Source organism: Bacillus cereus (assembly GCF_007678085.1).
GTDB lineage: Bacteria > Bacillota > Bacilli > Bacillales > Bacillaceae_G > Bacillus_A > Bacillus_A cereus_BE.
In genome coordinates, this window is sequence record NZ_VEDW01000002.1 from 527,871 (window position 1) to 551,356 (window position 23,486).

Genomic DNA, 23,486 nt, shown 5'->3' on the forward strand with positions numbered 1-23,486 from the left:
AACGTGTTTCACATTTAACTCACATTTTTTTTACATTTTCTTCAATGAAAACCATTATCACTTATGGTATGATATGTTCAAGTTTTTACAGGTAATAAAAGTTACTATATAAACGTTAGTTTTTGATGTTTCATACACATGTCACGAATTATTCATAATTAACGTTTGAAAAATAAGTAACTAATGTTATTATATTAACTGTAACTAACTTAATTACAACTTTAGGAGGAAGATATGGTTATTCAATTTTTAAGAGAAAACAAAGCAGTTTCTTTTGTGTTAGCAGTAATTCGAGTGTATCTTGGTTACACATGGTTAATGGCTGGAATCGGTAAACTACAAGGAAAAGGATTCGATGCAACTGGTTATTTACAAGGTGCAATTGAAAAATCTAAAGGAGCACAACCGGCTGTTCAAACTTGGTGGGCATCATTTTTACAAGATTTCGCAATTCCAAACGTTGATCTATTTAATACACTTGTAACATGGGGAGAGATTTTAGTCGGAATTGGTTTAATTGTAGGCTGTTTAACAAAAACAGCGGTCTTTTTCGGTCTTGTAATGAACTTTTCCTATATGTTTAGTGGGTCAATTGGTGTAAACCCTGAAATGGTTATCCTATCGATGTTTGTTTTAGTCTCTGGTATGAACGCTGGTAAATTTGGAATAGATGGTTTCGTTATTCCGAAAGTATTAGGATCAAAAACTCAAAAACGCCAAAAGCAAGCTGCTTAATATATGAAAGCGGGTATCTCAAACTGAGATACCCGCTTATTTTATTTTTCAACTTTTACTGGATTGTTCTTAAAGAATTCTTTTACATAACCTACAAATTCTTGTGGCTCTTGACGAAATGGTGCATGATAACCTTTTTCGATAATATGGAAAGTACTATTTTTTAAGAATTGATGATACGTTTCTCCTTCTTTCCAAGAAACGCTACTATCATTTCTTCCCCATATAATTAAGGTTGGTTGTTTCAGTTCGTTTGCATTGATTTGAAGACGTCTAGGCCATAATTTCATTTTATTATAATGCTCTTCATCATTACGTTTAAATTTCACTTTACTTTCATCGTAATCTGCAACAGCAGAAACGGTATTTAAATCAGTCGATAACTGTGGTTTTGGTGACCCTTGTTTATTTACGAATGTATGAGGACCACCTGTAGCATCAGTTAAAATGAGGTGGGTAACGGCTTCAGGATATAAATACGTTAAATTAAGGGAAATTTCTCCCCCCATTGAGTGTCCCAATATTGCAAACGAATCGTAACCTAGTTTTTTCATTAATTTATAATACAAGTTTGCATGGGTTGGGAAAGAATAATAAAAATCCATCGGTTTAGATGAGCGCCCGAATCCTAAAGCGTCTACGGAAATAATTGTATGATCTTTTGCTAAGTCTGAGTAAATCTTTTGAAAACCATCGGATGATCCTCCAAATCCATGGATCATAAGTAAAGGTGGCTTTTCGTTACCAATCTGTTTAAAGTAAATGGTTTGACCATCTATTTCCACCATCTTTTCTTCGGTAGCTAGTTTTGCTGTAAGTGTATTTTTAACTTGTTTTACTTGTTCTACTGGCTTTTCTGCTGCACTACATCCTACTAATAGTGTAAGAGTAAGACAACCTACCATAAAATAGCTAAATCGCTTCAATGAGGTGTCTCCTTTCTAACATAACGCTGTATCTATCATAGCAAATAGCATATTACGATTTCCAGGAAGTTGGCTACCATTTTTTATCATAAGAGGTGAAAGGAGCGTTTCTTGGAAATTTTCTGTTTGAAGAAATTTACGAAATAAAAATTGTGAATGGGGGACATCAATCCTTACTGTGCCATTCCAACATTCACTTATGTTTTGTAGTAATTGAATAGCATCTTCTTCTCGTTTGGCGATAAGTGGATTGATACATAATATATTACCTTTTTGTATGCATAAGGAAAAAGCTTCTATACAGTTATGTCTCTCAATTTTAAAAGAGTGGCTCGTTCTTGGTAATAGTAATGAATAAAGTAAAGAACGATCGGCACCAGTTGTAATTTGATCGAGGGAAATAAGCGATATAAGGTCTTTTTCTTTTATTTGTTTTGTATGAGTGATATGTGTCTTAGTAGTTTGTTTTTCAAAACGATGAATCGTCGTTATTGTTTGAAATCCGCATGATGTATAAAGAGGCTCGCCAGCTTTTGTTGCAATAAGTGCAATTGGTTGTTTTGTATGAGTGTGTTCTAAGCAGTGATTAAGCAAAATACGCCCGATGCCTCGGCCTTGAAAATGAGGATGGACGATTAACATACCAATAGTAGAAAACCTATCTTTAAAAGGAAATACGCCTCCAGCTGCAATCAGTTTATTTTCATGCATATAACCGACAAGTGTACCGAGAGAAAGGTACATTTCGAATTGTTTTTTCATAAATGCTTTATTTTGTAACCATCCAATAGATTTGCAAAGGTCGAGTAAATCAAAAATAAAAGTTTCATCTAGCTTTATTATTTTCATACATGTTCACCACGTTTCTATTAATTTTCATAAAAGTAGATTGAAAATGTTAAATAAGAGATTTACGTTACATGAAATCCAACTTGTTTATATTTTGATTGTAAAGGAGAAGATGGTTGATATGAAAAGACAAAGTTATACAAATTATAACTGATATTTACATAAGTTAACAAAAAATTTACATATAACTAATTTTCTCTTAACAGTCTTCTATTAAATTTGATAGTGGGAAATGAATAACCTAATTAGGGGGACAAGACAGTGAAAAAGTTTGTGAAAAAAGCATGGCCATTTGCAGTTGTGGCGTCGTTAGCAGTTACTTCGGTGGCAACATGGAATTTTACACGTTCTAGTGAAGTGAGTGCAGATGAGAGCGGAAGCAATGCAAAGATTAAAAATGTCATTGTATTAATTGGGGATGGTATGGGCCCTTCATATATGACGGCTCACCGTTATATGAAAGATAATCCAAAAACTTTTGAGATGGAATCTACAGAGTTTGATAAACATCTTGTAGGAACACAAAAAACATATCCGGAAGATGAACATGAAAATATCACAGACTCTGCATCTGCAGCAACAGCTATGTCAGCAGGAATTAAAACATATAATGCGGCAATTGCAGTTGATAACGATAAAGCAGAAGTGAAAACTGTTCTTGAACAAGCGAAGGAAAAAGGGAAATCAACAGGATTAGTTGCTACTTCTGAAATTACACATGCAACACCAGCTGCTTTCGGTGCGCATGACATTAGTCGTAAAAATATGGACGCAATTGCAAATGATTATTTTGATGAGAAAATTAAAGGGAAGCATAAAGTAGATGTTATGCTTGGCGGCGGCGTAAAAAACTTTGTTAGAAAAGATCGCAATCTTACAGAAGAGTTTAAGAAATCTGGTTATAGCTACGTAACAGATCGAGATCAATTGTTAAATGATAAAAATGATCAAATCCTTGGTTTATTTGCACCAGGCGGTTTAGATAAAATGATTGACCGCAATGAGAAGACGCCTTCATTAGAAGAAATGACAAATGCAGCAATTGAGCGTTTGAACAAAAATAAAAATGGTTTCTTCTTAATGGTTGAAGGAAGTCAAATTGACTGGGCTGGACACGATAATGATGTCGTTGGCGCAATGAGTGAAATGGAAGACTTTGAAAAAGCATTTAAAGCAGCGATTGAGTTTGCGAAAAAAGATAAAAATACGTTAGTTGTTGCAACGGCAGACCACGCTACTGGCGGATTATCTTTAGGTGCAAATGGTGAGTATAACTTTAAAGTAGATCCAATTAAAGCTGCAAAACGCACACCAGACTTCATGGCAAATGAGATTGCAAAAGGTGCAAATGTAGAAGAAACATTGAAAAAATATATTGATTTACAATTAACACCTGAAGAAATTAAAGCGGTAAATGATATTGCTCCTTCAAAAGATGTAACAAAGATTGATAATGCGATTGAAGATATTTTCAATAAGCGTTCGGTTACAGGATGGACAACAGGTGGACATACAGGAGAAGATGTAAACGTATATGCATTTGGCCCTGGTAAATACTTATTCTCGGGCGTTCAAGAGAATACAAATATCGCGAAACGTGTCTTTGATATTGTTGGCGGTGGCGATCCGAATAAAGGAAGACGCTAATTATAAATGAAAGTGAGGCGAAATGCCTCACTTTTCTTTTTAGGAGATGGGAAGATGAGAGCTATTTTCAGAGGGATAGGAGCCCTTCTAATAGGTGTATTATTGCTAGTTGGATGTCAATCCAAAGAGAATCAGATAGAACAAAAAACTACTACTACAAAAGCTGAGGAAAAGGTACAAATAACGAAAGAAGAAGAGAAATCGATTCAAGATGTTATGGAGAAATTTGTACGGACGACAAATGAAAAAAATCTTGCTGAGCATATGGAGTTATTTTCAAAGAAGATGCCTAGTGCTGAAGACTTAAAAACGCAAAAAGAAGCAGTTTTTCAAAAAGGGAATAAGAAAATTGAATTGGAACATATAGACATAAAAGCTAGTAAAGCAGGGTATGTTGTTGTTGAAACAAAAGAAAAGGAAACAGATGGAGAGGTCACTCTTCAGAAGAAAGTACAGTATGCACTTGGAAAAGAAGAGGATGGCTGGAAAATTGAAGAGGTTCGCACGATAGAGAAGAAATAAAGTGAAACTTTAATTAGGAAGTTTTACTGTTTATAAATAGCGAAATAAAAAAGGTTCTCATTGGCGAGAACCTTTTTTATAGTGGTAACATAATTTGATTTGAACATGCTTCGATATCATCAATATCTTGGCGAATGGTTGCCATTTTATTATCAAGATCTTCAGCCTTCATTGCCGCATCATGAAGTTCATCTTTTAAATACTCAGGTATTTTCCCTTCATACTTATAGTAAAGTTTATGTTCTAAACTTGCCCAGAAGTCCATTGCGAGCGTACGTAACTGAATTTCTGCAAAGACTTCTTTTGTACCAGAATTAAGTGATAAAGGATATTTAATAATCATGTGTAAACTTTTATAGCCGTTTCCCTTTGGATTAGCTATATAATCTTTTACCTCTATGATTTCCATATCTTCACGCTTTTGAATGACTTCTTTCAAATGATAGATATCTTCTACGAAGCAACATGTAATACGAATGCCGATGATGTCTTGTAAATGCGTTTGGGCATTTTCAACTGTCGGTAATAAATTTTTACGTTCAAGCTTTTTAATAATACTTTCAGGTTGTTTTAATCTTGTTTTTATATGTTCAAACGGGTTGTAATCCTCTAAAAATTGGGCTTCCCGGTTCATAATTTCAAATTTAGTTTTTAACTCTTCTAAAGCAAATGTATATGGTAGTACAAAAGCTTTCCAGTAGTTAACTGTTGATTGATTATATTCCATTTATATACACACCTTTTCCTATTTACAAGTGAGGTTGTTATTATACTAAACACCAAATCATGTAGGCGCAAGCAGCAAATGATGAGATCATAAAACGATATTTAGTTTTCATATTTTCAACTCCTTTCAAGTAAAATTCTATATAAATAAACGTGATTGTTAATAAGTTCACTATGTACAATTTCTATAGTAATAGATTCGTGTGAATTTCGTATGAACTAATTGTTTCAGCTTTTTGTCTTTTTTTTGTAAATCATCATTATTATCCATAATGTAAAGTGTTTTCATTTGATTTATTCGTTTGTATAAATTAATGTATATTTAAATTTATGGTTATTAGGGAGGTTATACGGTGAATTTTGAAGAATTAGCAATTGCTAGACGTTCTGCAATGAAATTTGTACAAGGAATAGAAATCCCAGATGAGGATTTTAAAAAAATATTTGAGCTAACAAAGCTTTCTCCATCTTGTTACAATTTGCAACATACACATTATGTTGTAATTCGTGATCAAGAGCGCAAAGAAAGATTAAAAGAGTTAGCTTTTAGGCAATATAAAGTATCGAGTGCATCTGCGGTAATACTTGTTTGTGGTGACAAGAGAGCATACCAAAATGTCGAAAATATTTATTTCGGTATGAAGGTTTTAAAGATGATTGATGAATGTGAGTATGAAGATACAATTAGGCAAACGAAAGGGTTATATGAAGGAAAAGGAGAACGCTTCATGGAAGAGGAAGCGATTAGAAATGCTTCGTTAAGTGCGATGACTTTTATGTACGCAGCTAAATATTATGGATATGATACGTGTCCAATGATCGGTTTTGATGAAAAAGCAGTACAAAGTGAATTGAATATGCCAGAGCATGTAGTACCTGTTTTAATGATTACGATAGGAAAAAGTGATACTACTAAAACGCGCCCACGAGGATATCGAAAACCGATTAGTGAGTTTGTTACATATGAGACATTTTAATACAAGGTATAGATTACTTAAATAAAAGGGTTCTATTTAGATCCCTTTTATTTTGCAATTGACAAATAGAATGAAGTTATATAATATATAAATCGTAATCATTACGATTTAGTTTGCGATCTTTAAAAGAAAGGAGAATTACATATGCGTGTAAATATTACATTAGCTTGTACGGAGTGTGGTGATCGTAATTATATTTCTAAAAAGAATAAACGAAACAATCCAGAGCGTATCGAACTAAAAAAATATTGTCCACGATTAAAACGGGTAACGTTACATCGTGAAACGAAATAAAAGAGGTTGTCCCAAAAGATCGTTTTTAATAATCTTTTGGGATAACCTTTTGTTTATAGAATAACGTATCTCGCATAAAGGGGCAGTAAAAGTTTAACTTTATTAATTACCGTTAAGTGGTTGAAGAATACCATCTTGAGCTTTAAACCAATCGTATAAAATTCCATTTGAGCCTACTGCGAAATTTATAGCCCGCTGGTGTTCGCCTTCACCACGTACGTATAAAACGTCATATAGTTTAATACCATTTATTGTGCCAATTAGTTGATCTTGCGAAGAATTGTAATGAATTTGATCTGATAGAGGGCCCATTCTTTTTTCTACAATTTTTATAGCATCTTCACTTGTAAATTTAATAATATCTGCTGGTTTATTCAGTTTCTTCTCCTGTTGTTTATTAACTTGTAGAGTTTCCTGCGTATTTTTAAATTCAGATTCAGTTAACGTGCTACCATCACTCAAATTAAGAATAACTTCTCCTGTTTGTTTATGAACAGAAAAGGTGAAATCCGCACGATGATTATCAAATTGAGGTGTGAAAGTATAGTAATCAGTGTCCGGCTTATTATTAATTTTATTTTTTGAAGAGCCTTCATTTGGCAAGAGGTTGTATGTAACTTTATTTTCGTCTAATGTTCCAAATTTTTCAGTAAGAATTTCTTTAGCTTTGTTTGCTGTTATACTTACATTTGTAGTTTGGTTTTGCTTTTTTGTAATCTTTGTTTGTTCTGCAGGTTTTGTTTGTTCTTCGGATTTTGCTTGTTCTTCAGTTTGTGTATTTGTATTCTGTTGTTCACAAGCTGAAAGTATAAAGAATGATAAAATGAGTACGATAGAGTTTCTTATTTTTGTGATTGAGAATTGCATAAAAACACCTCTTTCAGATTTATATAACTTTATAAATTATAATATAAAGTTAATGTAATTCAAGTGTTGGAATTTATTTAGTCGTCTAATAAGTCAAGGATTCCATATTTATATCGTACAGACACAAACAACCTCACGCCCACATACACATAGTAAAGACCACTATTTTGGCGGAGGTGAAAGGTTTGAGTCTATTCGCCGCAATTGGATATATGGTTCGAGAAGTGTTTGTCTTTGTTTCTTATGTGAAGAATAATGCGTTCCCGCAGCCGTTATCGTCAGACGATGAGAGGAAGTACTTAGAGTTAATGGAGCAAGGTGATGCTCAAGCGAGAAATCTGTTAATTGAACATAATTTACGGCTTGTAGCTCATATCGTTAAGAAGTTTGAAAACACAGGGGAAGATGCAGAAGATTTAATTTCAATTGGTACAATCGGGCTTATTAAAGCGATCGAGAGCTATTCGGCAGGAAAAGGCACAAAACTTGCGACGTATGCAGCGCGCTGTATTGAAAATGAAATTTTGATGCATTTACGTGTACTAAAAAAAACGAAAAAGGACGTTTCACTTCATGACCCGATCGGGCAAGATAAAGAGGGGAATGAAATATCGCTTATTGATATATTAAAATCAGAGTCTGAAGATGTAATTGATATGATTCAACTTAGTATGGAGTTAGAAAAGATTAAAGAGTATATCGATATTTTAGACGAACGGGAGAAAGAAGTAATCGTGAAGCGTTTTGGACTGGGACTTGATAAGGAGAAAACGCAACGAGAGATCGCAAAGGCACTCGGTATTTCCAGAAGCTACGTATCAAGAATTGAAAAGCGTGCTTTAATGAAAATGTTCCATGAATTTGTAAGAGCTGAGAAAGAGAAAAAAGCGAAAGAATAATGTATATTGCAAGCAGCCATATTTTAAAATGGGCTGCTTTTCTTTTTGTAAATAAGGAAAGAAAAAGAGTTGTGTTTAGAAGAAATCCATGTTCACTGTTGAAAATGACGGATTCTATCTGTAATATTAGAGGGTGCTAAACAATTTAAGAATAATACCATACTTAGTTTTCCGCATGTATAATATGGTGGTTCTATATGATATGTGGGAATAAGAACCAATTTTACATATGATATAGAAGGAAAAGAAGGGGAAGCTAAAGTTATAGACTGATTAGGAGGTTTCGCAATTTGCGACGTACATTATATCGACTTATGATCGAACTTACAAATGGTCGTTTTACTTCTTATATATTACGTAAATTTGCACAATCTCGTTTGAGCTCTATCATTATTCCATCGTATGCGAAAGTTTTTCAAATTAATCAAGATGAGATGGAAAAGGGTTTGAAGGAATATAGAACATTGCATGAATTATTTACGCGTAAGCTAAAAGAAGGAAAGCGTAGTATTGATACAGATGCATCGAGTATCGTTAGTCCTGTTGATGGTGTTTTTGCTGATCACGGTCCTATTGAGGACACAAAAACATTTGATATTAAAGGCAAGCGTTATTCGATTGTGGATATGCTAGGTAATGAAGAACGTGCACAGCGATATGCAGGTGGTACATACATGGTTATTTATTTAAGCCCAAGTCATTATCATCGTATTCATAGTCCGCTTTCTGGTTCTGTGACTGAAAGATTTGTACTCGGTAGAAAATCATATCCGGTAAATGCAGCTGGTATGGAATACGGGAAAGAACCGTTGTCAAAAAATTATCGCTCTGTTACAGAAGTCAATAGTGACGGTGAACATATGGCGCTTGTAAAAGTAGGAGCAATGTTTGTAAATAGTATTGAGCTGCTGCATGAAAGAGACGTTGTTCAAAAAGGTGAAGAAATGGCATACTTTACATTCGGTTCAACAGTTGTGTTATTGTTTGAAAAAGATATGATAAGAGTAGTGCAGGAATTGAAGAGTGGACAAGAGCTTCGCCTTGGTGAAAGAATTGCTACTCGATTGGCTCATAAGTAAAGAAAAGATTTTATAACTGTAAGCAAGAGTTATGGACAAAGATGCTTAATGATGAAATTCCCTAGATGGGAGTACTTGTTTATTCGAGAGCCATCGCAGGATGGCTCTTTTTACAAGTTAGCTCATTAAAATTTCACTTTATATGTAATCAAGACGATTTGACAAGCTTGTCCTCTAATGAGCGTCTAATCATTTCTTGTTTTATAAGTAAAATGAAGTCGGGATTTAATTTTAGTTCTTTTGCTTTATAATAAGACTCAGTGAGTAACTCAGTAGATAACTGTTCCATATATTTTGTTTTCAAGGTGAGTCACCTCCTAATAATTTAAGGATTGATTCGTTGTTGCATTTAATGTACCAAAAAAATATGACAGTCACAAACGAGTGGTTATCCACATACCTAGGTGGATAAAATGTGTATAGATTGTTAGTAAATTCCGAATTGACTGAAAAATTAATGTGGAAAATGTGTACAATTTTATCCACAGGTCATATATCGAAATATGTTGTCGAAAAATTTTTATGAAAACTCCTCAAAGAGGTGAAAGAAATTGAAGCTATTTTTACCAAATGAATATGTGAAAAATGTATATCATGTTCAACCAGAAGATTTGAAAAAACGTGGAATTAAAGGTGTTATTACTGATTTAGATAACACGTTAATTGAATGGGATCGTCCAAATGCAACGCCACAACTTGAAGAATGGTTTTTGAAAATGAAAGAGCAAGGCATTCAAGTAACGGTCGTTTCAAATAATAATGAGCAACGTGTGAAAGACTTTGCTGATCCATTAGGTATTCCATTTATTCATAGTGCGCGTAAACCATTTGTCCGCGCGTTTAAGCGTGCGATACAAGAGATGCATCTGCAACCAGATGAAGTTGTAGTAATTGGAGATCAGTTACTAACTGATGTGCTAGGTGGAAACCGAGTGGGACTTCATACGATTTTAGTTGTACCGGTAGCACAAACAGACGGATTAGTAACGCGCTTTAATCGAAAAATTGAACGAAGAATTATGAGAAATATGAAGAAAAAAGGTTTAATTAACTGGGAGGAATAAAGTTTGACTGAAACAATTAAATGTATTGGTTGCGGTGTAGAAATTCAAACAGAAGATAAAAATGAAGTGGGATATGCTCCTACTTCATCTTTAGAGAAAGAACAAGTAATTTGTCAACGCTGTTTTCGCTTGAAACATTACAACGAAATTCAAGATGTATCATTAACAGATGATGACTTCCTACGTATTCTAAACGGAATTGGAAAATCGGATGCGTTAGTAGTTAAGATTGTAGATATTTTTGATTTTAATGGTAGCTGGTTACCTGGATTACATCGTTTCGTGGGAAATAATAAAGTATTACTTGTTGGAAATAAAGCTGATTTAATTCCTAAGTCAGTAAAACATGATAAAGTAAAGCATTGGATGCGCTATAGTGCAAAGCAGCTAGGATTAAAGCCAGAAGATGTCTTTTTAATTAGTGCAGCGAAAGGGCAAGGGATTGCTGAGCTAGCAGATGCTATTGAGTATTACCGCGACGGAAAAGATGTTTACGTTGTAGGATGTACGAATGTAGGAAAATCAACATTTATTAATCGTATGATTAAAGAATTTAGTGATGAGACTGAAAATGTAATTACAACATCTCATTTCCCAGGAACAACACTTGATTTAATTGATATTCCGTTAGACGAAGAATCTTCTTTATATGATACGCCAGGTATTATTAACCACCATCAAATGGCTCATTATGTTGGAAAACAAAGCTTAAAGCTTATTACACCAACAAAAGAAATTAAGCCGATGGTGTTCCAGTTAAATGAGGAACAAACATTATTCTTCAGTGGATTGGCGCGTTTTGATTATGTAAGTGGTGGTCGTCGTGCATTTACTTGTCACTTCTCGAATCGTTTAACAATCCATCGTACAAAGCTTGAGAAAGCAGATGAATTGTATAAAAATCATGCTGGGGATTTACTAAGCCCGCCAACACCGGAAGAATTAGAAAATATGCCAGAGCTAGTGAAGTACGAATTTAATATTCGTGAACCAAAAACGGATGTTGTATTCTCTGGATTAGGATGGGTTACTGTAAACGAACCGGGAGCAAAAATTGTTGCACACGTACCAAAAGGAGTAAGTGTTTCGCTACGTAAATCTTTAATTTAATATGGAGAGGGATTTATGAAACAATTATATGGTGTAATCGGAAATCCAATTGGACATTCATTATCGCCCGTTATGCATAACGATGCATTTGAACACTTGGATATGGATGCCCATTATCATGCATTTCTTGTTAAAGAGGAAGTGCTAGGGGAAGCAGTAAGAGGTTTAAAAGCATTAGGTATTTCAGGATTTAATGTAACAACTCCGCACAAAGTTGCTATTATGGATTATTTGGATGAGATTGACCCGCTAGCAAAACAAATCGGTGCAGTAAATACAGTGGTTCATAAGGATGGAAAATTGATTGGCTACAATACAGATGGAATTGGTTTTGTCAGAGCACTGCAGTCAATTAGTAGTGAACCGCTTCAAGAGAAACGTATTTTATTGCTTGGCGCAGGTGGTGCTAGTCGAGCTATTTATTTTTCTCTTGCTGATGTAGGTGTGAAAGAGATTGATGTAGCTAATCGTACAGTAGATAAGGCGAAAGAACTTATTGCTGCATGTACTGCTACTGTTCATTCTGTTGCTTTATCGCTAGAAAAGGCAACAGAAGAACAAGGGAATTATGATATTATCATTCAGACGACAACGATAGGTATGCATCCACGCGTTGAACATACGCCATTGCAAATTTCTTCGTTAAAAAAAAGGACGATTGTATCAGATATAATTTATAATCCATTTGAAACGAAAATTTTATGTGAGGCAAAAGAGCAAAGTGCAATCATTCAAAATGGTATTGATATGTTTGTTTATCAAGGTGCACTTGCGTTTGAAATGTGGACAGGGCGCACGCCAAATATCGAACGAATGAAACAATTAGTTATAAGAAAGCTTGGAGGCTAACATACATGTTAACAGGAAAACAAAAAAGATTTTTACGTGCACAGGCACATCATTTAACACCAATTTTTCAAGTAGGAAAAGGCGGAGTAAATGAAAATATGATTAAACAAATCGCAGATACTTTAGAAGCTCGTGAGCTATTTAAAGTAAGTGTGCTACAAAACTGTGAATTCGATCGCCGTGAAGTTGCAGAAGAACTTGCAAAAGGTGCACGTGCTGAAATCGTTCAAGTAATTGGAAGCACAATCGTTTTATACAAAGAATCAAGAGAAAATAAACAAATTAAGCTTCCTCGATAAAAAGATTAGCACGAGCTATTTTTATCGCAGATGCGTAATGATGTAGAGAGCGAAACCAATTGAACTTTTATTAATAGCAACTCTCTTCATTCCTAACCGAAGAGAGTTGCTGTACGTAAAAGGAAGGGGCGTTTCTTTTGAGGAAAATTGGCATCATTGGCGGTACATTTGATCCGCCACATTATGGACATTTGCTCATTGCAAATGAAGTATATCATGCTTTGAATTTAGAAGAAGTATGGTTCTTACCGAACCAAATTCCGCCGCATAAACAAGGGCGGAATATTACAAGTGTAGAAAGTCGTTTACAAATGTTAGAGCTTGCGACTGAGGTAGAGGAACATTTTTCTATTTGTTTAGAAGAGCTAAGCAGGAAGGGCCCATCTTATACGTATGACACTATGCTACAATTGACGAAGAAGCATCCGGATGTGCAGTTTCACTTTATTATTGGTGGAGATATGGTTGAGTATTTACCGAAGTGGTATAACATTGAGGCGTTGCTTGATCTTGTAACGTTTGTTGGGGTTGCAAGACCTGGTTATACATTGCATACACCTTATCCTATCACCACTGTGGAAATTCCGGAGTTTGCAGTTTCTTCATCTTTATTACGCGAGAGATATAAAGAGAAGAAAACATGCAAATATTTACTTCCTGAAAAAGTACAGGTATATATTGAGAGGAATGGGTTGTATGAATCGTGAGAAAGCACTTCATATTGTCAAACAACAAATGCATGAAAAACGTTATGTACACACAATTGGTGTAATGGAAACAGCAATTGAACTTGCTAAGTTATACGGTGTGGATGAAAAAAAGGCTGAAGTTGCAGCTATATTCCATGATTATGCGAAGTGTAGAGCGATTCCAGAGATGGAAGAGATTATTAAACGTGAAGATTTGCCGAAAGATTTACTTTGTTATAACAAAGAGTTATGGCATGCACCTGTTGGGGCATACTTAGTAGAAAAAGAAGTAGGCATTACGGATCCTGAAATCCTGCAAGCTATTACATATCATACAAGTGGTCATGAGAAAATGACGATGTTAGATAAAGTAATTTATGTAGCTGATTACATTGAGCCTGGTCGAAAGTTTCCAGGAGTGGAGGAAGCTCGTAAACTCGCATATACAGATATAAATCAAGCTTTATTATTTGCATTAAAGAGAACAATTCAATTTTTAATGGAAAAAAATCAAACGATTTATCCATTAACATTCCAAACATACAACGCAGTTATCAAGGAGGAAATTAGTAAATGAACGATAAAGATTTGTTAGTATTAGCGGCAAAAGCAGCTGATGATAAGAGAGCAGAAGATATGGTTGTCCTAAACATGCAAGGTATTTCACCAATTGCAGATTATTTCATTATTTGTCACGGTAACTCAGATAAACAAGTGCAAGCAATTGCACGTGAAATTAAAGCAAAAGCACATGAGTTCCAAATCGACGTACAACGTATGGAAGGTTTTGACGAAGCACGCTGGGTATTAGTTGACCTTGGAGATGTAGTTGCTCATGTATTCCATAAAGATGAGCGTAATCACTATAATTTAGAGCGTCTATGGGGCGATGTGCCACGTGAAGATATTACAGAAGAGCTAGGCCAATGAATTACGAACAATTTGCATTGCTGTACGACGAACTAATGAATGATGTCCCTTATGATAAATGGGTAGAATTCACAGAGGAAAGCTTACAGCAAGCGGATATGAAAGAGGCGAAAATTCTTGATGTAGCATGCGGTACTGGTAATGTAACACTTCCGCTTGTACAAAAGGGTTACGATGTAATCGGAGTCGATCTTTCAGAAGAAATGTTAGCAGTTGCTCAGCAAAAACTAGGCGGGGAAGGATATTTTATTCCTTTTTATCAACAAGATATGCGAGAGCTTGATGTTCCGGGTGAGTTTGACTGTGTAACGATCTTTTGTGATTCATTAAATTATGTATTGCAAGAAGATGGAGTGCAAGAAACATTTCGAAGAGTGTTTCACCATTTACGTCAAGATGGTTTGTTTTTATTTGATGTACATTCTTTATATAAAATACATCATGTATTTCAAAATGAAACATACACAGTAAATGGAGAAGAAATATCTCTTATTTGGAATTGCTTCCCTGGTGAAGAATCAAATAGTGTAGAACATGATTTAACGTTCTTTGTTCAAGATCCAGAAGAAGATGTGTACCATCGCTTTGACGAATGTCACGTGCAACGTGCATATCCGGTTGAAGAGTTAACGAAATGGCTTGAAGCAGCTGGTTTTACAGTGCTTCGCGTAACTGGTGACTTTGAGAGACTTGAAGTTACAGAACAAACAGAGCGTATTTTCTTCATGGCGAAGAAAAACGGATAAAACAAAAGCAACCGAGAAGGTTGCTTTTGTTTTGTAAAGAAGATGTGCTTTTAGTTCTATCATAATAAGAAGATGATATACGTGAAGTGTGAAAATGCTAGTTTAATTGAAAATGTAATGTGAAAAACTAAGTATTTATAAAAAGGATTTGGAATGACGATGACGTATTTATTATGTGTGTTTATTGAATTGCTGATCAACGCATTTTAGATCTTCATCAAATTTCTCGTGTGTCCGCTCAATTAATTTATGAAACATATCCCCAACATGTTCTTCTAAAACAAGAATACCTTCTCCTGTAACGCCGCCTTTCACACATACTTTTTCTTGTAAAGTAGGCAATGTGAAAATCCCTTTTTCAAGTAATTTCCCCATTCCAACGACCATTTCACTTACTAAAGTAGTGGCCTCTTCATGTGTAATATTTGTTTTATCTACAGCAGCGTTAATGAAACATTGTAATAAATAACTAAAGAATGCAGGACCGCAGCTTGCTATATCAGATGAAACGCGCGTTATATCTTCTTCTATTACAAGGGGAGTAGAAATGTTTTTGAATAGGCGAAATAGCTTTTGTTGCCACTCTTCAGAGCATTTACTTCCGAATGTAAATAGTGATGCGCCAGACAGGGCACGGTTTGTAATACTCGGAATGATACGGGCAACGTGGCAAGGTACAAGTGTCTCTAATTGTGATGGAGATATTGGACTTGTGATAGAAACTAAGCACTTTTCATCAGAGAAACGTTCAGCGTATTTTTGTAGGATCGGGTATATATCTATCGGCTTTACGCAAATAAAAATAAGATGTGATCGTTCGATTACCTCATCAATAGTTTTGGCTATATGAACAGAAGGGTATTTTTCCTTTATATGATATGCTTTGGCGGGCGTTCGATTAATGATTGTAAGGCACGAAGGTTTGACAACACGGGTTTCTAAAAATGCATCGATTAGTATATTCCCCATGTTTCCTGTCCCTATAATTCCTATGTTCAATGTTTCATCCCTCCTTCGTAACAGCTTTCTCCTAAACAATATGAATGATGTTATAAATTTATGATTAGAGGTGAAAAATGATGTGGGATTTTCCAAAGAAATGGTTGGGATTAGTAGCTATTATTGGAACTGTACTTTTTCTTCTTTTTTGGAAAACGAACCAGCATACAAAGCGAGCGGTCATTGCAACGGATGTTCAAGCGAATGAGATCGAGAAAAAAAGTAAACCGAAAATATCGGATACAAAGCAGCAGAAAAAAATAATTGTAATTGATATAAAAGGGGCTGTTGTTAAAGAAGGGGTGTATGAAATGAAAGAAGGGGACCGGGTCAAGGATGCCATTGAAAAGGCAGGTGGTTTTTTACCTGAGGCAGATAGGAAGAAGGTAAATTTAGCACAAATGGTACAAGACCAAATGATCCTTTATGTACCGAATACAAACGAACAAGTACAAGAAGTAGCTGCTATTTCAAAGGGGGAGGGGAAAGTTCAAATAAATGCAGCTACTAAAGAACAACTTGAAAAAATTACGGGCATTGGTTCTCGGAAAGCAGAAAGTATTTTGAAATATCGAGAAGAACATGGTCCTTTTCAGAAAATAGAAGATTTGTTAGAGATTGATGGGATCGGTGTGAAGTCATTGGAAAAAATAAAAGATCAAATTATTATTCCGTAAAAGATTGACGAAGTTTTTCTTCATTCGCTACACTACAAGTAGACAAAAAAGTAGGTGAAAAATATGGAACGAATTTCATGGGATCAATATTTTATGACGCAAAGCCATTTGCTATCTTTACGTAGTACATGTACAAGGCTTGCGGTAGGAGCGACAATCGTTCGTGATAAACGAATTATTGCTGGTGGATATAATGGTTCAATTAAAGGTGGCGTGCATTGTATAGATGACGGATGCTACGTTATTGATAATCATTGTGTTCGTACAATTCACGCAGAAATGAATGCTTTATTACAATGTGCAAAGTTTGGTGTGAAAACGGAGGAAGCGGAAATCTATGTTACGCATTTTCCTTGTTTACAATGCTGTAAGGCAATTATTCAAAGTGGTATTACAGCAGTTTATTATGCGCAGGATTATAAAAATCATCCATATGCCGTAGAGTTATTTGAAAAAGCGAATGTAACAGTGAAACACGTTCCGCTAGAATATAATATTGCAGCATTAGAGGATCAAAAGCGTCATATGGAGTTAAAAGAACTATTTGCATCTTTAGAAAAAGAGAACTTATCAATGGAAGAATTACAGCATGTATTCACGAAAGCAAAAATGATGCTATAAGGAGTGAGTATAAGTTGCAGGGACAATGGGGCTATGTTGCAATCTCATATATCATAGGGATTGCAATTGCCTTTTCCACTTCCACTTCAGTTTTATTGCTGACTTGTTGTCTCGTTCTGTATGTTTTCTTTTATTTATATCGTACTTCGCGTAAAACCTTCTTTTATTGTATAATAGCTTGTTTTAGTGGAGCTATGTACACTGCGTATGTTCAAGGGCAAAACAAGCCTCTAGGAGAGTCCTACGAAGCTACAAGAGGGGTGATACATAATACACCTCTTATTAACGGGGATCGCCTATCATTTCAAGTTGAAGATCAGAATAAAAATATAGTGCAGTTAAGTTACAAAATTAAATCAGCTTCGGAAAAGAAACAACTGCGACAATTACATGCAGGAGTATCATGTCTATTCGAAGGTGAGAGGAAAGAACCACCGATAGCTCGGAATTTTCATGGTTTTAATTATCGTGATTATTTGTATAAGCAAAATATTCATTTCATATTGGAAGCTACATATATTTCTGAATGCTATAAAACATCATTGTCACCTGTGCAATGGATCCTTCTTTTAAGGCAGCAAGCAATCTCGGGAGTTACAGAAATGTTTCCGGAGCAATCAGGTGCTTTTATGAATGCATTAGTATTTGGTGATAGACAACAAATGATATATGAAGTTGAAGAGCAATATCAACAATTTGGTCTTGTACATTTGTTGGCGATTTCAGGATCGCATATCGTATTGTTAATGGTGATCGTGTATTTTATTTTGCTAAGAATTGGTGTGACGAGGGAGGTAGCGACAGTATGTCTTATCTTTTGCATTCCTCTATATATGATTTTAGCAGGAGCATCACCATCTGTTATAAGAGCTTCTATAACAGGAGTTTTAATGTTGATTGCTTTTATGTGTTCTATTCGTTTATCTAGCTTAGATGCTTTAAGTGTAACAGCTATATGTATGCTTATATTTGATCCATATCTCGTGTTTAATATTGGTTTTCAGTTTTCTTTCGTTGGTAGTTTTGCTCTACTTTTATCAGCCCCGCTTTTACTAGAGAGTAGTAATGGAGTAATCCGAAATTCTATTTATATTTCTTTTATTTCACAGCTTGTTAGTACCCCATTTTTGTTATATCACTTCGGTTATTTTTCTCCATATAGTATTTTTCTAAATATCCTATATGTTCCGTTTTTATCTCTTATTGTATTGCCCTGTAGCATTGTTATTTTGATATGTATACCGATCATCCCGTTTCTTGCAAAAGGACTTGCGAATGTACTATCAATAGGTTTGAATCTTTCTAATGATTTTTTAAGTTATTGTGAAAACTTGCCATTTACCCGTCTTAATTTCGGGCAAACACCTATACTTCTTGTAACTCTATATTGCGTGAGTATTATTAGTGTATTGATGGTTTGGGAAAGGCGAATGTCGAAAGCGATTATGTGTATAGCTTTGGGTATATTTCTACTTATTAGTACATGTCATTATGTATATCCGTATTTTCGGGAAAGTGGAAGTGTTACATTTCTTGATGTTGGACAGGGGGACGCGATATTAATTCGCCTCCCGTACGATAAAGAGATTTATCTTATTGATACTGGTGGAACAATTCGTGTAAACAAGGAAGAATGGCAGCGGAAAAAGCATGAATTTTCTGTTGGAAATGATATTTTGATTCCGTATTTACAAAAGGAAGGTATTAAAAAAATCGATAAGTTAATCGTAACGCATGGCGATGCGGATCATATAGGTGCTGCGCAAGAGTTATTATCAAATATAATCGTAAAAGAAGTCGTATTTGGCCGAAAGGAACAAGATGCGGAATTAGAAAAAGTAGTAAAGAAACAGGCGTTAGAAAAGGAAGTGAAAATAAGCGAAGTGGGGGAAGGGGAGAGTTGGAGTGTAAATGAGGCGGAATTTTTTGTGTTAGCTCCAACAGGAAAAGCAAGAAGTGAAAATAACGCTTCAATTGTAATATGGGCAAAATTAGGAGGGTTAACGTGGCTGTTTACAGGTGATTTAGAAGAAGAAGGAGAGAAGTCCTTAATAGCTATGTATCCAGATTTAAGGGCCGATGTTTTAAAGGTTGCTCATCATGGGAGTAACACGTCGTCTATAGCGCCTTTTTTGAGCGCTGTACAGCCTAATATAGCGGTTATTTCTGCCGGTGAGCGTAATAGGTATGGACACCCTAATAAGGAAGTTATAGAGCGTTTGGAGAATATGGGGATTGGAATATGGCGCACGGATAAGCAAGGTGCTATTTCCTATGTTTTTAAAGGGGAACACGGAACCTTTCGTAGTAAAATCACATATGATGAAACACATAATAGATAAAAAGAAGACTGCCAGTAAGCAGCAGTCTTTAAGAACCGATAAATTTAATAACAGTTGCAATGATGAAAAGTGTTGCGAAAAAACCAAATGAGACGATAAATCCTACCCCTGAATCAATAGCGTCATTGCGTTTACTTTGAACGTTTTGTTCAAAATCATTCATTTAGAATCCCTCCCCAACATTCCACTTTAGTATAAAATATTGTCAGAAAAAAATCTACAATTTCCATATGAAGAGAAATATAGCATTTTTACTACTTTTAAATCATGAAGTAACGTGAGTTTTTTGTTTCCAAGCATGTTAACAGTTGGCACTTATACTCGAATTTTTATTGTGAATAATAAAGGGAAGGTGATTACCGCACACCAATAAGAAACCCGGGGCTTATTGCGTGGCGTTTAATATAAATAAAGGGACGGGTTATACAGCCTGTTCCTTTGTACTTGTAAAACAAAAGCTAGGGCATTAGTATAAATATATATTGCCAAGTTAGGGAGTAGGAAAAAGTATGAGTGATATACATAAAAAGATTAAAAAGAAGCAGTTTTCGCCGTTGTATTTACTGTATGGAACGGAAGCGTTTTTTATAAATGAAACGATAAAGCTTATTACAACAGAAGCGCTTGAAGAGGAAGATCGCGAGTTTAATGTTGTGACATATGATTTAGAAGAAGCATATTTAGAAGATGTGGTTGAGGATGCACGTACACTTCCTTTTTTTGGAGAACGTAAAGTGCTATTAATAAAATCACCACTATTTTTAACTTCACAAAAAGAAAAGTTAGAGCAGAATATAAAAATTTTAGAAGAATACATTGGGGAGCCTTCTCCATTTTCTATTCTTGTTTTTGTTGCGCCTTACGAAAAACTGGATGAACGAAAAAAAATTACAAAACTATTAAAGAAAACAGCGGATGTAGTAGAAGCGAATGCGATGCAAGTGCAGGATGTTCAGAAGTGGATTGTTGCTCGCGCGGATGAAGTACATGTACATATTGATAATGGTGCTGTTAGTTTGTTGTTAGAGCTTGTGGGAAGTAATGTAACGATGTTGGCAAAGGAAATGGACAAGTTAACGTTATACGTCGGTATGGGCGGAGAGATTACTCCAAAACTTGTTGCAGAGCTTGTGCCAAAATCAGTTGAACAAAATGTGTTTGCTTTAACAGAAAAAGTGGTGAAAAAAGATATAGCGGGTGCGATGCAAATTTTGGATGGATTATTTACGCAGCAGGAGGAACCAATTAAACTGCTTGCGTTATTAGTGAGTCAATTCCGCTTGCTCCATCAAGTGAAAGAGTTACAGCAACGTGGTTATGGGCAAAATCAAATTGCGTCTCATATTGGTGTGCATCCATATCGTGTAAAGTTGGCGATGAATCAAACGAAGTTTTTCTCTTTTGAAGAATTAAAAAAAGTGATTATAGAATTAGCGGAAGCTGATTATAGTATGAAAACAGGAAAAATGGATAAGAAACTTGTGCTTGAGTTTTTCTTAATGCGGTTAAATCATATGTGATGAAACAAAAAAGTTCACGTGCTAAGCACGTGAACTTTTTTGTATATAAAAAAACGATCCAAATGGATCGTTTTTTAAACGCCTTACGCGTTTACTTGTTTCGCTAAGCGAGATTTTTGACGAGCTGCAGCGTTTTGGTGGATAAGACCTTTACGAGCTGCTTTGTCAAGTTTTTTAGAAGCAGTTTTGAAAGCTTCTTTAGCATTTTCAAGATCGTTATTAGTAACTAAAGCTTCTACAGTTTTAACAGCAGAACGCATGTCAGACTTGATAGAAGCGTTATGTGCACGACGCTCTTCGCTAAGTTTAGCGCGTTTGATAGCAGATTTGATGTTTGCCATACTTTTCACCTCCCTGGTGCAATCGAATGACTCGATTCATAACATAGAACAAGTGATATTCTATCAAACGGTGAAGAGAATTGCAATAGTATATCAATGAAATTTCACGTAAAGGAAAGAATGACCTTATATAACTTTGGGAAATCTAACGATATTTACTATGAATTACGGAGGAGATACGATGAAAGAACCATTAGATTTAAGTAAATATAGCGTTAGAACTGACCTTGCTGTAGAGGCACATCAAATGCTGCAAGAGCGTCAAGAAGAGCAAAAAGAGATACAAGGAGTTATTGTAAAAGAGAGGGAAGAAGAAGGTGTTACTATTACGAAAGTAACGATTGATGAAGTTGCCTCTGAATCGATGGGGAAAAAACCTGGGAGTTATTTAACGCTTGAAGTACAAGGTATACGTCAACAAGATACGGAATTGCAACAAAAAGTAGAGCGCATTTTTGCAAAAGAATTTTCTTATTTCTTAGAAGAGGTTGGTGTTACGAAAGAAGCGAGTTGTTTAATTGTTGGTCTTGGGAATTGGAATGTAACGCCAGATGCGCTTGGACCGATAGTTGTAGAAAATGTATTGGTAACGAGACATTTGTTTCAATTGCAGCCTGAAAGTGTAGAAGAAGGGTTTAGGCCTGTTAGTGCAATTCGGCCGGGGGTAATGGGAATTACAGGAATCGAAACGAGCGATGTCATTTATGGAATCATTGAGAAGACGAAGCCAGACTTCGTCATTGCAATTGATGCATTAGCTGCCCGTTCTATTGAACGAGTAAATAGCACGATACAAATTTCTGATACGGGAATTCATCCTGGATCAGGTGTTGGGAATAAACGTAAGGAACTAAGTAAAGAAACATTGGGTATTCCTGTTATCGCGATTGGTGTTCCGACTGTGGTTGATGCCGTTTCGATTACAAGCGATACAATTGATTTTATTTTGAAGCATTTTGGCAGGGAGATGAAGGAAGGGAACAAACCTTCCCGATCTTTGTTACCAGCTGGCTTTACATTTGGAGAAAAGAAAAAATTAACAGAAGAAGATATGCCGGATGAAAAGAGCCGGAATATGTTTTTAGGTGCTGTAGGTACACTGGAAGATGAAGAGAAGAGAAAATTAATTTATGAAGTGTTATCTCCTCTTGGCCATAATTTAATGGTGACTCCGAAAGAAGTGGATGCTTTCATAGAGGATATGGCAAATGTAATAGCGAGTGGTTTAAATGCAGCCTTGCATCATCAAATTGACCAAGATAATACAGGAGCATATACACATTGATGGGAAGAGACGATAATTGTTTAAGTCGCTTTTCGCTTTTATGCATATGTAGTGCGGCCATATGTTTATTTATGGTAATAACAGGGGTGGCACTTGCTAATCATGGTTTGAAGAGTATGAAAGGTTATCAGCAAATGTCATATGAACAAATCGCTCATATGACAGGAACAGAGGGCGCGGGTGCAGAATCAGAAATTTTGGGAAGTTCGTTTTCCGTTACCGAAAAACAAAAACAATTAGAAAGCTTAAAAAGTTTTAATGTTGTAGAAGGAATTGGTATGGCAATAGCAAGTGCTACTTATGAAGTAACAAAGTTTGGAACGGATATAGTTGTTGGGAAAGTGAAAGAGATTTTTAGTTAAGGGTAGCAAGAAGAACGGTTGTCTTATCATTTTGTACGACAGCCGTTTTTTAATTTGAAAAAGGTTTGTCTCTTATGGTTTGTTCGCATAAGATATAGATAGAATGATTTGTATTGTAAGCAGCACGAGTT

At 35.3% G+C, this 23,486-nt stretch carries 29 protein-coding genes; 21 read left to right on the plus strand and 8 right to left on the minus strand.

Annotated elements, in window-relative coordinates; all coding sequences use genetic code 11:
* Window positions 1-234 precede the first annotated feature (234 nt).
* Window positions 235-735: a DoxX family protein gene (locus FS742_RS11845; protein ID WP_144612513.1), complete on the plus strand. Its 501-nt coding sequence runs from the start codon at window positions 235-237 to the stop codon at window positions 733-735.
* Between the two features lie 41 nt (window positions 736-776).
* On the opposite strand, the gene FS742_RS11850 is transcribed toward FS742_RS11845, so the two are convergent.
* Both FS742_RS11850 and FS742_RS11855 read right to left on the minus strand, forming a co-directional pair.
* Window positions 777-1,661 carry an alpha/beta fold hydrolase gene (locus FS742_RS11850; RefSeq protein WP_144612515.1) on the minus strand — a complete coding sequence of 295 codons (885 nt, stop codon included), beginning with the start codon at window positions 1,659-1,661 and terminating at the stop codon, window positions 777-779.
* 15 nt (window positions 1,662-1,676) lie between these two features.
* Window positions 1,677-2,510 (minus strand): GNAT family N-acetyltransferase, encoded by an 834-nt coding sequence (locus tag FS742_RS11855; protein ID WP_144612517.1) that lies wholly within the window; start codon window positions 2,508-2,510, stop codon window positions 1,677-1,679.
* Between the two features lie 261 nt (window positions 2,511-2,771).
* Between FS742_RS11855 and FS742_RS11860 the strand changes: the two genes are divergently transcribed.
* Entirely contained in the window at window positions 2,772-4,157 is a 1,386-nt protein-coding gene (locus tag FS742_RS11860) for an alkaline phosphatase (RefSeq protein WP_144612519.1), read from the plus strand.
* Window positions 4,158-4,211: 54 nt separating this feature from the next.
* Entirely contained in the window at window positions 4,212-4,679 is a 468-nt protein-coding gene (locus tag FS742_RS11865; protein ID WP_144612521.1) for a hypothetical protein, read from the plus strand.
* A 76-nt stretch (window positions 4,680-4,755) separates the two neighbouring features.
* Here FS742_RS11865 and FS742_RS11870 read toward each other — a convergent pair whose 3' ends face one another.
* On the minus strand, window positions 4,756-5,406 hold the full coding sequence (locus FS742_RS11870) for a GTP pyrophosphokinase (RefSeq protein ID WP_000456215.1): 651 nt from the start codon (window positions 5,404-5,406) through the stop codon (window positions 4,756-4,758).
* A gap of 391 nt (window positions 5,407-5,797) precedes the next feature.
* On the opposite strand from FS742_RS11870, the gene FS742_RS11875 reads away from it, so the two are divergent.
* Together FS742_RS11875 and rpmG are read left to right on the plus strand one after the other, a co-directional pair.
* Window positions 5,798-6,382 carry a nitroreductase family protein gene (locus tag FS742_RS11875; RefSeq protein WP_206766541.1) on the plus strand — a complete coding sequence of 195 codons (585 nt, stop codon included), beginning with the start codon at window positions 5,798-5,800 and terminating at the stop codon, window positions 6,380-6,382.
* A 144-nt stretch (window positions 6,383-6,526) separates the two neighbouring features.
* The gene (gene rpmG, locus FS742_RS11880; protein ID WP_001265617.1) at window positions 6,527-6,676 is read left to right on the plus strand and encodes a 50S ribosomal protein L33; all 150 of its coding nucleotides are present in this window, start codon (window positions 6,527-6,529) and stop codon (window positions 6,674-6,676) included.
* A gap of 102 nt (window positions 6,677-6,778) precedes the next feature.
* Here the strand turns inward: rpmG and FS742_RS11885 are convergent, their stop codons facing one another.
* Entirely contained in the window at window positions 6,779-7,543 is a 765-nt protein-coding gene (locus tag FS742_RS11885) for a hypothetical protein (protein WP_144612523.1), read from the minus strand.
* 185 nt (window positions 7,544-7,728) lie between these two features.
* Here FS742_RS11885 and sigK point away from each other — a divergent pair, with 185 nt between their 5' ends.
* The gene (gene sigK / locus FS742_RS11890) at window positions 7,729-8,442 is read left to right on the plus strand and encodes an RNA polymerase sporulation sigma factor SigK (protein WP_000051382.1); all 714 of its coding nucleotides are present in this window, start codon (window positions 7,729-7,731) and stop codon (window positions 8,440-8,442) included.
* Between the two features lie 290 nt (window positions 8,443-8,732).
* The gene (locus FS742_RS11895) at window positions 8,733-9,521 is read left to right on the plus strand and encodes a phosphatidylserine decarboxylase (RefSeq protein ID WP_144612525.1); all 789 of its coding nucleotides are present in this window, start codon (window positions 8,733-8,735) and stop codon (window positions 9,519-9,521) included.
* A 148-nt stretch (window positions 9,522-9,669) separates the two neighbouring features.
* On the opposite strand, the gene sda is transcribed toward FS742_RS11895, so the two are convergent.
* Window positions 9,670-9,825: a sporulation histidine kinase inhibitor Sda gene (gene sda / locus FS742_RS11900; RefSeq protein ID WP_000853283.1), complete on the minus strand. Its 156-nt coding sequence runs from the start codon at window positions 9,823-9,825 to the stop codon at window positions 9,670-9,672.
* Between the two features lie 247 nt (window positions 9,826-10,072).
* Between sda and FS742_RS11905 the strand changes: the two genes are divergently transcribed.
* The 8 genes from FS742_RS11905 to FS742_RS11940 all read left to right on the plus strand — a co-directional run bounded on the left by FS742_RS11905 (window position 10,073) and on the right by FS742_RS11940 (window position 15,208).
* A complete protein-coding gene (locus FS742_RS11905) occupies window positions 10,073-10,585 on the plus strand; it encodes a YqeG family HAD IIIA-type phosphatase (protein WP_000765308.1) in 513 nt (170 codons plus the stop codon).
* A 3-nt stretch (window positions 10,586-10,588) separates the two neighbouring features.
* Complete coding sequence (gene yqeH / locus FS742_RS11910) at window positions 10,589-11,695, plus strand: ribosome biogenesis GTPase YqeH (protein ID WP_144612527.1); 1,107 nt, start codon at window positions 10,589-10,591, stop codon at window positions 11,693-11,695.
* A gap of 15 nt (window positions 11,696-11,710) precedes the next feature.
* Window positions 11,711-12,544 carry a shikimate dehydrogenase gene (gene aroE, locus FS742_RS11915; protein ID WP_144612529.1) on the plus strand — a complete coding sequence of 278 codons (834 nt, stop codon included), beginning with the start codon at window positions 11,711-11,713 and terminating at the stop codon, window positions 12,542-12,544.
* Between the two features lie 5 nt (window positions 12,545-12,549).
* Window positions 12,550-12,843: a ribosome assembly RNA-binding protein YhbY gene (gene yhbY / locus FS742_RS11920; protein ID WP_000955224.1), complete on the plus strand. Its 294-nt coding sequence runs from the start codon at window positions 12,550-12,552 to the stop codon at window positions 12,841-12,843.
* 137 nt (window positions 12,844-12,980) lie between these two features.
* Complete coding sequence (nadD, locus tag FS742_RS11925) at window positions 12,981-13,550, plus strand: nicotinate-nucleotide adenylyltransferase (protein WP_144612531.1); 570 nt, start codon at window positions 12,981-12,983, stop codon at window positions 13,548-13,550.
* Complete coding sequence (yqeK, locus tag FS742_RS11930) at window positions 13,540-14,109, plus strand: bis(5'-nucleosyl)-tetraphosphatase (symmetrical) YqeK (RefSeq protein ID WP_144612533.1); 570 nt, start codon at window positions 13,540-13,542, stop codon at window positions 14,107-14,109. Before nadD ends, yqeK begins: the two co-directional genes overlap by 11 nt.
* Window positions 14,106-14,462, plus strand: coding sequence for a ribosome silencing factor (gene rsfS / locus FS742_RS11935; protein WP_048531266.1), 357 nt, complete (start codon window positions 14,106-14,108; stop codon window positions 14,460-14,462). The genes yqeK and rsfS overlap by 4 nt, the downstream gene beginning before the upstream one ends.
* Window positions 14,459-15,208 (plus strand): class I SAM-dependent DNA methyltransferase, encoded by a 750-nt coding sequence (locus tag FS742_RS11940; protein ID WP_048531264.1) that lies wholly within the window; start codon window positions 14,459-14,461, stop codon window positions 15,206-15,208. Before rsfS ends, FS742_RS11940 begins: the two co-directional genes overlap by 4 nt.
* Window positions 15,209-15,379: 171 nt before the next feature.
* Here FS742_RS11940 and comER read toward each other — a convergent pair whose 3' ends face one another.
* Window positions 15,380-16,207, minus strand: coding sequence for a late competence protein ComER (gene comER, locus FS742_RS11945; protein ID WP_144612535.1), 828 nt, complete (start codon window positions 16,205-16,207; stop codon window positions 15,380-15,382).
* Between the two features lie 77 nt (window positions 16,208-16,284).
* Here comER and FS742_RS11950 point away from each other — a divergent pair, with 77 nt between their 5' ends.
* The 3 genes from FS742_RS11950 (at window position 16,285) to FS742_RS11960 (ending at window position 19,847) form a co-directional block, all read left to right on the plus strand.
* The gene (locus tag FS742_RS11950) at window positions 16,285-16,884 is read left to right on the plus strand and encodes a helix-hairpin-helix domain-containing protein (RefSeq protein ID WP_144612537.1); all 600 of its coding nucleotides are present in this window, start codon (window positions 16,285-16,287) and stop codon (window positions 16,882-16,884) included.
* A 63-nt stretch (window positions 16,885-16,947) separates the two neighbouring features.
* Window positions 16,948-17,505 carry a ComE operon protein 2 gene (locus FS742_RS11955; RefSeq protein WP_000439786.1) on the plus strand — a complete coding sequence of 186 codons (558 nt, stop codon included), beginning with the start codon at window positions 16,948-16,950 and terminating at the stop codon, window positions 17,503-17,505.
* Window positions 17,506-17,519: 14 nt separating this feature from the next.
* Entirely contained in the window at window positions 17,520-19,847 is a 2,328-nt protein-coding gene (locus FS742_RS11960; RefSeq protein WP_144612539.1) for a DNA internalization-related competence protein ComEC/Rec2, read from the plus strand.
* A gap of 28 nt (window positions 19,848-19,875) precedes the next feature.
* Here FS742_RS11960 and FS742_RS11965 read toward each other — a convergent pair whose 3' ends face one another.
* On the minus strand, window positions 19,876-20,010 hold the full coding sequence (locus FS742_RS11965; protein WP_000997609.1) for a YqzM family protein: 135 nt from the start codon (window positions 20,008-20,010) through the stop codon (window positions 19,876-19,878).
* 346 nt (window positions 20,011-20,356) lie between these two features.
* On the opposite strand from FS742_RS11965, the gene holA reads away from it, so the two are divergent.
* Window positions 20,357-21,367 carry a DNA polymerase III subunit delta gene (holA, locus tag FS742_RS11970; RefSeq protein ID WP_144612540.1) on the plus strand — a complete coding sequence of 337 codons (1,011 nt, stop codon included), beginning with the start codon at window positions 20,357-20,359 and terminating at the stop codon, window positions 21,365-21,367.
* A gap of 83 nt (window positions 21,368-21,450) precedes the next feature.
* Here the strand turns inward: holA and rpsT are convergent, their stop codons facing one another.
* Window positions 21,451-21,708 carry a 30S ribosomal protein S20 gene (rpsT, locus tag FS742_RS11975; RefSeq protein WP_001274011.1) on the minus strand — a complete coding sequence of 86 codons (258 nt, stop codon included), beginning with the start codon at window positions 21,706-21,708 and terminating at the stop codon, window positions 21,451-21,453.
* A 181-nt stretch (window positions 21,709-21,889) separates the two neighbouring features.
* On the opposite strand from rpsT, the gene gpr reads away from it, so the two are divergent.
* Both gpr and FS742_RS11985 read left to right on the plus strand, forming a co-directional pair.
* Window positions 21,890-22,993, plus strand: coding sequence for a GPR endopeptidase (gene gpr / locus FS742_RS11980; protein WP_144612541.1), 1,104 nt, complete (start codon window positions 21,890-21,892; stop codon window positions 22,991-22,993).
* The gene (locus FS742_RS11985) at window positions 22,990-23,355 is read left to right on the plus strand and encodes a YqxA family protein (RefSeq protein ID WP_144612542.1); all 366 of its coding nucleotides are present in this window, start codon (window positions 22,990-22,992) and stop codon (window positions 23,353-23,355) included. Before gpr ends, FS742_RS11985 begins: the two co-directional genes overlap by 4 nt.
* Window positions 23,356-23,486 lie beyond the last annotated feature (131 nt).

Excerpts from the sequence above, each read along its gene's own strand:
- gpr (WP_144612541.1), top strand. The coding sequence starts at position 21,890 with ATGAAAGAACCATTAGATTTAAGTAAATATAGCGTTAGAACTGACCTT.
- FS742_RS11965 (WP_000997609.1), bottom strand. The coding sequence starts at position 20,010 with ATGAATGATTTTGAACAAAACGTTCAAAGTAAACGCAATGACGCTATT.
- rpsT (WP_001274011.1), bottom strand. The coding sequence starts at position 21,708 with ATGGCAAACATCAAATCTGCTATCAAACGCGCTAAACTTAGCGAAGAG.
- FS742_RS11940 (WP_048531264.1), top strand. The coding sequence starts at position 14,459 with ATGAATTACGAACAATTTGCATTGCTGTACGACGAACTAATGAATGAT.
- FS742_RS11875 (WP_206766541.1), top strand. The coding sequence starts at position 5,798 with ATGAAATTTGTACAAGGAATAGAAATCCCAGATGAGGATTTTAAAAAA.
- FS742_RS11955 (WP_000439786.1), top strand. The coding sequence starts at position 16,948 with ATGGAACGAATTTCATGGGATCAATATTTTATGACGCAAAGCCATTTG.
- FS742_RS11950 (WP_144612537.1), top strand. The coding sequence starts at position 16,285 with ATGATGTGGGATTTTCCAAAGAAATGGTTGGGATTAGTAGCTATTATT.
- rsfS (WP_048531266.1), top strand. The coding sequence starts at position 14,106 with ATGAACGATAAAGATTTGTTAGTATTAGCGGCAAAAGCAGCTGATGAT.
- holA (WP_144612540.1), top strand. The coding sequence starts at position 20,357 with ATGAGTGATATACATAAAAAGATTAAAAAGAAGCAGTTTTCGCCGTTG.
- aroE (WP_144612529.1), top strand. The coding sequence starts at position 11,711 with ATGAAACAATTATATGGTGTAATCGGAAATCCAATTGGACATTCATTA.
- FS742_RS11855 (WP_144612517.1), bottom strand. The coding sequence starts at position 2,510 with ATGAAAATAATAAAGCTAGATGAAACTTTTATTTTTGATTTACTCGAC.
- yqeK (WP_144612533.1), top strand. The coding sequence starts at position 13,540 with ATGAATCGTGAGAAAGCACTTCATATTGTCAAACAACAAATGCATGAA.
- rpmG (WP_001265617.1), top strand. The coding sequence starts at position 6,527 with ATGCGTGTAAATATTACATTAGCTTGTACGGAGTGTGGTGATCGTAAT.
- yhbY (WP_000955224.1), top strand. The coding sequence starts at position 12,550 with ATGTTAACAGGAAAACAAAAAAGATTTTTACGTGCACAGGCACATCAT.
- FS742_RS11865 (WP_144612521.1), top strand. The coding sequence starts at position 4,212 with ATGAGAGCTATTTTCAGAGGGATAGGAGCCCTTCTAATAGGTGTATTA.
- FS742_RS11885 (WP_144612523.1), bottom strand. The coding sequence starts at position 7,543 with ATGCAATTCTCAATCACAAAAATAAGAAACTCTATCGTACTCATTTTA.
- FS742_RS11870 (WP_000456215.1), bottom strand. The coding sequence starts at position 5,406 with ATGGAATATAATCAATCAACAGTTAACTACTGGAAAGCTTTTGTACTA.
- FS742_RS11845 (WP_144612513.1), top strand. The coding sequence starts at position 235 with ATGGTTATTCAATTTTTAAGAGAAAACAAAGCAGTTTCTTTTGTGTTA.